This window comes from Bacteroides sp. 41_26, assembly GCF_949740115.1.
In the GTDB taxonomy this organism is placed as follows: domain Bacteria; phylum Bacteroidota; class Bacteroidia; order Bacteroidales; family Bacteroidaceae; genus Bacteroides; species Bacteroides nordii.
The window spans coordinates 1-9,626 of record NZ_CATJGZ010000108.1; the positions used below are offsets into that span (position 1 = coordinate 1).

Sequence of the window (9,626 nt, forward strand, 5' to 3'; positions counted from 1 at the left end):
CTCATGCACACGGGTGCTTCTCCATTCTTTAATAATCTGGCTTTCTTGATAAAGAATAGCACATTGAAGGTTTTTCTAGCCATTTTTACATCGTTTTTAGAGTTACAAAACTATGTATTCTCTTCCAAAGTATGACCATGCAAAAAACTATGAATCAGTGAGAAAGATACAAATTCGTGGGACTTTTTTAAACTAAATTTTAGTCCCACGATTTATCCACCGATAATATGCTTGAAACGGCTATTTTCTGCTACCTGCTAGGAAAAAGAAATCCCTGATAATATCTGATTATCAGGGATTTGCTTGATTTTTCTTGTTGTTTCAGTGATCCGCCTGGGTCTTTAACCCATCCGGTTCACTGTCCTAAATATCAATATTTTATGTAATCCTACCTCTTTGAGGGGGTACGATTTGGACACTGACTTTTTTATATGTTTCTGTCCGCTTTGGGCGGATGTCTGTCTCCATTTATCTTGGGTTCAAAAGTACACATTCGTTTTGAATTATGCAAGTCTTTGATTATTAATATTTCAACTTAGGTGCAAGGTGCAAGCATATATTTATATATATAGCTTGCACCTTGCACCTACTTTTTATATTTTGTTGGTTGTTCATTAAATTGCTTTTTAAAGAATTTGTTGAATGCACTTTGTGATTCAAATCCCAATAAATAAGCTATATCAACTAATCTAAAGTCTTGCTCTAAATATTTCTTTGCCAACTCTATTCTTACTTCATTTAGAATAGTCTGAAACGAACTACCTTCTTTATATAGTTTTCGTTGTAGCGTTCTCTCTCCTATATTCATTCTTCGAGCAAATGTTTTTAAACTAATATCCATTAAAGGCATATTTTGTAGCAGTTGCTCACGAATTGAATGTGAAAAAGTCAGATTAGAATTATTTGGCGAAATAGAATTGATGATTTCTTCCACAGTAGAAAGAAGTTGATTGTTTGCTATCAGAATAGGCAAATCTAGAATTGCTTTATCAAATAGTAAGGCAAATTTATCTTTGTTGTAAATTATAGGAAAGTTTACTAATTCATTCAATCTATAATTGGAGATTTCTTTCGCGTACATAGAATAAACCTTTAAAGGTTTTATACGTTTTCCTGTTAGTGTATAAAGTATTTGCAATGTGAGTCCTATTTGACATTCATACAGTTGTCTTGTTGCTAAAGGGTATTCTTTCGCAAATCTACTATCAAGGTATATTTCATGGTAGAAGATATTATTTTCCACACTGTTTTTATAACTATAAAGGGGATTAACAATTGGAGTATATATGTTAGCTTTATCAAAAATATCTTTTACACTATTACAATTTTGATATAGGTTATACATTATTCCAGCAATCGTTATTGGTATAATAAAGCCTTTTTCAAAGCCTATACTCAAACAACCACCCTTGTTTACAACACGCTCAATATATGTGCCTACTATACCACTTGGTAGCAGAGCTAACGGTTCTTGTAGCACGTCAGGTGTTACATTGAATGATGAAAAAATATCATCCTTGTCTAAATCAATGTCTTCAAATTGCTTTAGAATTGTATTGAATACTCCAACAGTTATATACATAAGTCAAAATGTCGTATTTGGACAAAAGTATGACATCTTTTTCAATTAGGCAAATCTAAAACAAGATTAATTTTGCACTTGATTTCAAATGAGTTCAAAATAACAATAATAAGATATGGAAATAATATATAATTCTACGAGTTTTTATTTAGAACCGTGTAACGGCGGTTTCTTGCTTATTGATGCAGGCTGGAGAGGACAACTAAGCATTTTCCTCAATAAATTACATCTCATAGGAGTTAAACCTCAACAAATTCAGTACATTCTATTAACACATCATCATCATGATCATACTGCTATTGTGTCTGAATTAAAGGAGCTTACAGGTGCTAGATTAATTTTATATAAAGACCAGTTGGTTTATTTGAAAAAAGGAGTTACAAATTACAAGAATTTGAAGCAATATAATAAGCTGTTATGGATGATAGACAGAATAACAAGACCTTTTATCAAATATCAATATCCAGCAATTAGTCCTAATGAAACGGATATTATAGTCAATTCAGATATTGATGATTATTCTTTAAGAAATATCGGTATTAAAGGGAAAATAATTGCAACACCTGGACATTCTCACGATTCTATTTCTGTATTGCTTGATAATGGAAATGCTTATGTTGGAGATTTAGTAATGAACATGCCTAATATGAAGATTATAGGGAAAATCCCATTTCCAATTGAGGCGGAAGATTATTCACAAGTTCAACAAAGTTTAAGAAAGCTATTAGGTTTGGGAGCTACTGTATTTTTTCCATCACATGGACAGCCTGTTAGTAAAAAGATAATTGAAGATTCAATAGAATAATTTATCAGTACTATCAATCAGAATATCTAAATGAAACCATTTTCAAATGAAATAATTTCTAGGATATGACGAGATAATATTTTTGAGCTCATCCCTAAAGTGAAACTTTAATAGCTTGGAAGTATGTTGTACTTTGTAGCCATTTTCTAAATAGGCAAGTATTTCTGTTTTGAATATCTCATCAAAAATAAAAAAATGAAATTTATATCAGTAAGGATAATTGTTTTTTTATTTCTATGTATTACTTCTCTATGCAGTTGTTATACACAGAAACAAATTAGTCGATTTTCAGCTAATAGAGTTGAATTAGGCTTTAATAAAGAAGACTTTATAAATAAGTTTGGCAAGCCATTTAGTCAATCGGTTTCCTATAACAGTGAAAATAAAATGGAAGAACAACTTTATTATAAAGAGGAACTGTATTTGGGAATGTGGTATATAGTAACTTCCATTTTTACCTTTCAAGATTCAAAACTTGTCAAACAAGAGATAAAAGAGGAAAAGATGTTTGAAAGATGCAATTGCAAAAAACAGTGAAAGTTCTAACGGCTTTAATACTAAATATTATTCCTTTCTTAGCCTTTGCACAAGAAGGATGGAGTGCGAAAGATTCGATTAAACTATCAAAAATGTTAGATGGTGAAATACCTATTCACATAAATGATGCCTTCATAAAAGAATTGGAGCAATCTCTTATAAGTTATCCTATGGGAAACAATAGCATTAAATTCAATGACTTTATATTAGGTGTAAAACATGAAAATAGTTTAATAAAATATACTCAATCAGATTTTCGTAATCTGTATATTCAGTATCATTTATTGTCGGATAGTGCTTATAAAAAGAAAAGCGAATGTATGGCAATAAAAAAGTTTAGAATAAGTAGCACCATATACACAGATTGCCCTAATATCAATTTACAAAGGAGTACTAATCTATCAATTCCAGTGCGTGAAAAGCTATATTTTAATATCTATGGGAATTATACTTTAGACAAAAGTCGTAATGTAGTACTTCCTGCAACCTCTATCCCTTATGAGGTAGGCGCAGGCTTTTCATACAATATCAGTAAGCATATCACTATTAAGTCTCAAACCAACTACCAATATAACCTAATACAGAAAAAATGGGAATGGTTCTTTGGAGCAGGGATTACTTTTATTTTTTAAACAGCTTATAATTGATGAACTAATTTAACATGATGCAATTAAACAAAATAATAATATCTGCAATTTCCTACATAGTGTTAGGCAGTTTTCAAACAGAAGTTTGGGGACAAACGATTAATGGCAAAGTAATAGACAGCAAGCAACAACCTATAGATGGTGCAACTATTGTTTTGCAAACAATGGATTCTATCTATATTAGTGCATCTATATCCAATACTGACGGTACATTTACTTTGAAAAGCCAACCTAAAGAATACCGTCTGATTATACAACATCTTTTGTATCAGACTAAATTAATAATAGGTAAAGGAAATAATGCAGGAATTATTCAGCTTCATCCCCAAGACTATGCTTTAGATGAGGTTGTTGTAAAAGCGGAACGTCCTTTTGTGAAAGTAGAGAATGGACGTTTAGGATATAATCTTGCTGTTCTTACTCAAAACCAATTAGTAAATAATGCCTATGAAGCTTTGGCAAAGCTACCGGGAGTACAAGAAGATAGAGGGACATTAACTTTGGCAGGAGCAGGAAAATTAACAGTGATTCTGAATGGCAAACCTACAACGATGGATGCCGGACAACTTGAAACACTTTTGCGCAATACTCCGGTGAGCCGTGTAGAGAAAGCAGAAGTGATGTACAGTACTCCTCCCGAATATCATGTACGGGGCGCAGCCATTAATATTGTTTTAAAACGCTCGAATGATTATTCTTTTCAGGGAGAAGTAAGTACTGATTATAAAAACCAATATTTCAGCAGTGGCAGTATGAACGGAAATTTCCGCTTATCGACTCCCAAAATAGCTTTTGATGTAATGTATGGAGCTAATGATGTGAAAAACATGGAATATATAGAGCTTGATTCCAAGCATACATTAAAAGATAAACTATATAATATCACACAAAATGAACAGTTGCGTAGTAAGTACTGGAACCACAATTTCAGGACTGCATTTGAATATAATTTTAATGAAAAAAATAATATCAACGTGATATATACAAGTAGCTATACTCCCGACCAATATAATAATAGCTTAACAGCAGGTAATTATCAGACCAGCAATGTAGATAAATACATTGACACTCATATGCATAACGTCACATTACAATACCATTCAGGTTTCGGGCTTGAAATAGGTGGAGATTATACACAATATACTTCCGATAACAATCAACATCTATATGCGGATTATCAAGATGGTAATCAGAGTAGCTTTTCAATGATAGGCGGACAAAGGATAAAGCGTTATTCTATTTATGCAGACCAAAAACATCAATTACCTAAAGGATGGAATTTAGGGTACGGAGCATCCTATCGGTTTACCAAAGACCGTGATATCCAAACTTATAGTCAAGTAACAGGTAGTATTCATACCCAAAATATGTATTCTAATTTAAAGGAGCAGACGACCAGCTTTTATGCATCATTAAGTAAAAGCAATGCAACAGGTACTTCACTTTCTGTTTCTGCCACAGGAGAATATTATACTCTTGGTAGTTATCGTAAGTGGGCAGTCTATCCACAATTATCGCTGACTCACCTTAAAACTCCGAAACATATATTCCAACTTGCGTTATCTACGGATAAAACCTATCCGAGTTATTGGGATATGCAGTCTTCGGTCAGCTATCTTAATGGATATACTGAACTATGGGGAACACCGGGCTTAAAACCGATGACAAACTACAACCTGAATGGAAATTATATATTGAAGCAGAAATACATCTTTGGTTTGTTTTTTACCCATACATCAAATTATTTTACGCAGGTTGCTTACCAATCGACTGACAGACTGGCACTGATTTATAAAAATACGAATTGGAACTATATGCAGATATGGGGGGCAAACATTATGTTACCTTTTAAGGCTGGTAACTGGTTGGATTCTCGACTAACCTTAGTTGGTATGCAAATACGCCAGCGTTGTGATGACTTCTTTGATATTCCTTTCGACCGGAAAAAATGGGTATTGAGTGGCACGTTAGACAATACTTTCAAAGTGAATAAGAATTTGGCTTTTGAGTTAATGGGCAATGTACAGACACCAGTTATACAAGGAACATTCGATATTAAATCAATTTTCAACCTCATGGCTGGAGTAAAATGGAATTTTGCAAAGGACAAAATTCGTATTTCTGTCCGTTGTAATGATTTTTTAAATACCGGAATGCCTGTAACTAAAGTTCGTTTCAAAGGACAGAATTTAGATATGAATAGTGGATTCTATTCTCGGACTTTTACTCTACATTTAAGTTTTCGCTTTGGTGGTTATAAGAAAAAGGAGATTACTAAAATAGATACATCACGATTTGGGATGTAGATAAGCATAGAGCAAATCTAAATATAGTTACAAATTAAATATTAAGATATAAGATGAAACAGTATTCCGATATGATAATAGCTAAAATCAATGCAGAGATAGAAACATCCTGCATTGATAGTGATATATCTTCAGATAAGGCTTTGCATATGATTAATTTCATCAAACCGTTGTTTGAAGAATTAAGGGAGTTTACTCATCAATATACGTTTCAGGACACTAACGAAGAAATATCATTCTTTAAAGATACTAAACCATTCATCCTAAGCAAACTGATATATTTTAATGATATATACACGCTTGAATTAAGGAAACCTAATGGCAGCAAAGAAGTTCTTAAAGAATATTATAAGAAGAAGCAAACTGCAATAACGGAATTTTGTAATAATAATCTCGATTTCTACCAATACTACCGTTCTAAAGCTATTCACTTGGATAAATATTATTTCCTTAGAGGACATGAGAACTACCAACTATGCCATAACTGTGGGATGTTTGATAAAGATCCACTGTTTTCAACCTGCTGCGACCATAGGGTAGCCAAAATGCTGGCTTATGATATGTTAGAAATCTATCTGCAACAGAGATTACAAGACGTAGAAAGAAAAGAAGTTATAGAAATTAGTCGGGCTTCACTTCCTAATAATCCTTTTAAATGGACTGCCCCTAAAGTCGCAGCTATCGAATTAGGTTATTCAATATATGCAGCAGCCGTTTTAAATAATGGAAATGCTGATATTAAAGAGATAATGACTTATATAGAAGCATCTTTCAAAATTGACTTAGGAGATTATTATAGGACTTATCTTTCTATGAGAGAAAGAAAAAGGGATAGAACACCATTCCTGAATAATCTTATACAGAAGTTACTTTACAAAATGGATGAGGACGATACCATCTAATAAAAATCCGAACTAAAACAACCAAGTTCATACCAACTTGGTTGTTTTTTATATTTACGCTTTCAAAGTTGTTTTCCTCCGCAAAGCTCTATCTTTCCCCTTAATTTCCTGATAATTCTCCTCGAAAAATAAATCAACCAACTTGGTATAAACTTGGCAAGTTAGTTTTTTGAAAGCCCTCACCTTTGCATCCAAACAATTATAGAATAATTATGGATGTAATAACAGTAGAAACAAAAGCCTTTAAGGAATTGATGGCAAAAATCAACGTGATTGCCAATTATGTATTTTCCCGTCAGGACGACTGCAAAGAGAATGAGGATGATATTTGGGTGGATAGTTACGAAGTATGTACTTTCCTGAAAATCAGCGACCGCACCCTGCAACGGCTTCGTTCCAAAGGAGAAATAGCCTACTCTACCATCAGGGGGCGCAATTTCTATAAAATCGGTGAAATAAAACGGTTGCTGGAAAGCCGTTTGATAAAGAGCAATGACGAATGTATGCGTAACCTGATAACCAACCACAAGCTATATGTTAAGGAAAGACGAAATCTTAGAGAGGACAAATAACGGTCTGAACGTGTTTAAACATTATATTCCCGGCACGTGGCGGGTCGGTCGTAATTTCCTTAATCCGTTGTATGAGGACAGCAAAGCGTCCTGTAACATCTATTTTGACCGCCGTAGCAATAGTTATAAGCTGAAAGACTTCGGAAATGACGATTATTCCGGCGACTGCTTCTTTTTTGTGGGTATGCTCAAAGGGCTGGACTGTAACAATTCAAGCAGTTTCATAGAAATTTTGCGGATTATAGACCGGGATTTGTCACTGGGACTTTCAGAGGGTAATCCCATACCTGTACCTAAAACATTCAAAGAACCGGAAAAGCCTGTGCCTGCTCCGGTAGAACGTACTGGCAGACCGTACACATTCAAGGAGAGGAAACTTACCGCTTCCGAACTGGAATACTGGCAACAATACGGCATTACCCCTGAAATACTGGAACAGTATAAAGTCTGTTCAGTGGTTCAGTTCCAAAGTGAAAATGAGGATGGCAATCCGTTTTCTTATTCTTCCACTAAGGAAGAACCCATTTACGGGTATAAGAACAAACGTTTCATCAAACTGTACAGACCGTTTTCCAAGACCCGCTTTCTATATGGCGGAAATATCGGCGAAAGCTATTGTTTCGGGCTGGAACAGCTACCCAGTAAAGGCGATACCCTGTTTATTACGGGCGGGGAAAAAGATGTCATGTCACTGGCAGCGCATGGTTTCCATGCGATTTGCTTCAATAGCGAAACGGTAACTGTTCCGCCGAACATCATTTATAAACTTACATTCCGGTTTAAACATATCATATTGCTTTACGATATGGATGCTACCGGAGTGGAAAGCGCAAAAAAGCATGAGAAACAACTCTGTGAATACGGTGTGAAACGGTTGCTTCTCCCTTTGCAGGGGACAAAAGCGGAAAAGGACATTTCCGATTATTTCCGGGCGGGCAACAGCCGGGAAAATTTCATCAAACTATTTATCGACTTCTTAGATACAATCTATAATGAAACAATGACTATGCTTAAATCGTGTGAGATTGATTTTAATAATCCTCCGGCAAAAGCGCAGGAAATTATTTCGGCGGGTGACGTTCCACTGGGAACACAGGGGAACTTGTGCTGCATCACTGGCGGAGAGGGAACAGGGAAAAGTAACTATGTGGCTGCACTGGTGGCGGGTTCAATCCGTCCGGCGGATATTCAGATTGATACGCTGGGTATCAATGTAAGTGAGAACACGAAACATAAAGCCGTCCTGCTTTATGATACGGAACAATCGGAAGTACAACTGTTCAAGAATGTAACCAACCTGATAAAAAGGGCGAAGCAAACCGACAAACCGGATGAATTTAAGGCTTTCTGCCTTACGGGTATGTCCCGCAAAGAGCGTCTGCACGCCATTGTTCAGAGCATGGATAGGTATTATTTCCAATATGGGGGTATTCAGTTGGTAGTGATAGATGGTATTGCAGACCTTGTAAGATGTGCCAATGATGAAGCGGAAAGCGTGGCAATCATAGATGAACTTTACCGACTGGCAGGGATATATAAGACCTGCATCATCTGCGTGCTGCATTTTGTACCCAACGGATTGAAACTGCGGGGGCATTTAGGCTCGGAACTGCAACGCAAAGCGGCTGCCATCCTCTCGATAGAAAAAGACGAAGACCCGGCTTTGTCGGTAGTGAAAGCCCTGAAAGTAAGGGACGGTAGCCCGTTGGATGTTCCCTTGATGCTCTTTGCTTGGGACAAAGCAGCCGGGATGCACCTTTACAGGGGTGAAAAGACCCGTGAGGAAAAAGAGAAGCGCAAGGAAAAGGAACTGGTCGGGGTTGCCCGTGACGTGTTCGGCAGGCAGGAGCATATAACCTACATAGACTTATGCGAGCAGATACAGCAGATTTTGGACGTGAAAGAACGCACCGCAAAAAGCTATATCCGTTTCATGCGGGAACGGGATATTATCATTAAAGACCCGTCCAACCAAAGTTATTTTATGATTGGTATAATTTAATCAGGCAGCCTTATGTATATAGATAAAGATGATTTTACTGCATGGATGGAACGTATCATGGATAGGTTCGATATGCAGGACAAGAAGATAGACAAAGTGATAAACGGGCGTAACTGTTTGGACGGGGAAGAACTGCTGGATAATCAGGACTTGTGCCTGCTTCTGAAAGTAGCACCCCGAACACTGACCCGTTACCGGAAAAAGGGAATACTCCCTTTCCTTATGTTGGACGGTAGATGTTATTACCGAGCAACGGATGTACACAAGTTAATC

9 protein-coding genes and 1 pseudogene are annotated in these 9,626 nt (G+C 35.9%); 8 read left to right on the forward strand and 2 right to left on the reverse strand.

Annotation, left to right across the window (positions count from 1 at the left end):
* Positions 1-83, reverse strand: a pseudogene (locus QX565_RS16235) (phage integrase SAM-like domain-containing protein); the annotation flags it as partial.
* A gap of 503 nt (positions 84-586) precedes the next feature.
* Positions 587-1,582 (reverse strand): helix-turn-helix domain-containing protein, encoded by a 996-nt coding sequence (locus QX565_RS16240; RefSeq protein WP_289293507.1) that lies wholly within the window; start codon positions 1,580-1,582, stop codon positions 587-589.
* A gap of 115 nt (positions 1,583-1,697) precedes the next feature.
* Between QX565_RS16240 and QX565_RS16245 the strand changes: the two genes are divergently transcribed.
* The 8 genes from QX565_RS16245 to QX565_RS16280 form a co-directional block, all read left to right on the forward strand.
* The gene (locus QX565_RS16245) at positions 1,698-2,387 is read left to right on the forward strand and encodes an MBL fold metallo-hydrolase (protein WP_289293508.1); all 690 of its coding nucleotides are present in this window, start codon (positions 1,698-1,700) and stop codon (positions 2,385-2,387) included.
* A gap of 195 nt (positions 2,388-2,582) precedes the next feature.
* The gene (locus tag QX565_RS16250) at positions 2,583-2,924 is read left to right on the forward strand and encodes a hypothetical protein (protein ID WP_289293509.1); all 342 of its coding nucleotides are present in this window, start codon (positions 2,583-2,585) and stop codon (positions 2,922-2,924) included.
* Positions 2,903-3,556 (forward strand): hypothetical protein, encoded by a 654-nt coding sequence (locus QX565_RS16255; RefSeq protein ID WP_289293511.1) that lies wholly within the window; start codon positions 2,903-2,905, stop codon positions 3,554-3,556. The genes QX565_RS16250 and QX565_RS16255 overlap by 22 nt, the downstream gene beginning before the upstream one ends.
* Positions 3,557-3,585: 29 nt before the next feature.
* Positions 3,586-5,877 carry an outer membrane beta-barrel family protein gene (locus QX565_RS16260; protein WP_289293513.1) on the forward strand — a complete coding sequence of 764 codons (2,292 nt, stop codon included), beginning with the start codon at positions 3,586-3,588 and terminating at the stop codon, positions 5,875-5,877.
* A 53-nt stretch (positions 5,878-5,930) separates the two neighbouring features.
* Complete coding sequence (locus tag QX565_RS16265) at positions 5,931-6,779, forward strand: RteC domain-containing protein (protein ID WP_289293514.1); 849 nt, start codon at positions 5,931-5,933, stop codon at positions 6,777-6,779.
* A gap of 212 nt (positions 6,780-6,991) precedes the next feature.
* Positions 6,992-7,351, forward strand: a complete 360-nt coding sequence (locus QX565_RS16270; RefSeq protein ID WP_007483897.1) for a helix-turn-helix domain-containing protein — start codon at positions 6,992-6,994, stop codon at positions 7,349-7,351.
* A complete protein-coding gene (locus tag QX565_RS16275) occupies positions 7,314-9,353 on the forward strand; it encodes a bifunctional DNA primase/helicase (protein WP_289293516.1) in 2,040 nt (679 codons plus the stop codon). The genes QX565_RS16270 and QX565_RS16275 overlap by 38 nt, the downstream gene beginning before the upstream one ends.
* 12 nt (positions 9,354-9,365) lie before the next feature.
* Positions 9,366-9,626, forward strand: a 261-nt coding sequence (locus QX565_RS16280; RefSeq protein ID WP_289293517.1) for a helix-turn-helix domain-containing protein, incomplete at its 3' end; no start/stop codon positions are given.

Coding starts and splice junctions, on each gene's coding strand:
- QX565_RS16255 (WP_289293511.1), top strand. CDS start 2,903: ATGCAATTGCAAAAAACAGTGAAAGTTCTAACGGCTTTAATACTAAAT.
- QX565_RS16270 (WP_007483897.1), top strand. CDS start 6,992: ATGGATGTAATAACAGTAGAAACAAAAGCCTTTAAGGAATTGATGGCA.
- QX565_RS16275 (WP_289293516.1), top strand. CDS start 7,314: ATGTTAAGGAAAGACGAAATCTTAGAGAGGACAAATAACGGTCTGAAC.
- QX565_RS16260 (WP_289293513.1), top strand. CDS start 3,586: ATGATGCAATTAAACAAAATAATAATATCTGCAATTTCCTACATAGTG.
- QX565_RS16250 (WP_289293509.1), top strand. CDS start 2,583: ATGAAATTTATATCAGTAAGGATAATTGTTTTTTTATTTCTATGTATT.
- QX565_RS16265 (WP_289293514.1), top strand. CDS start 5,931: ATGAAACAGTATTCCGATATGATAATAGCTAAAATCAATGCAGAGATA.
- QX565_RS16245 (WP_289293508.1), top strand. CDS start 1,698: ATGGAAATAATATATAATTCTACGAGTTTTTATTTAGAACCGTGTAAC.
- QX565_RS16240 (WP_289293507.1), bottom strand. CDS start 1,582: ATGTATATAACTGTTGGAGTATTCAATACAATTCTAAAGCAATTTGAA.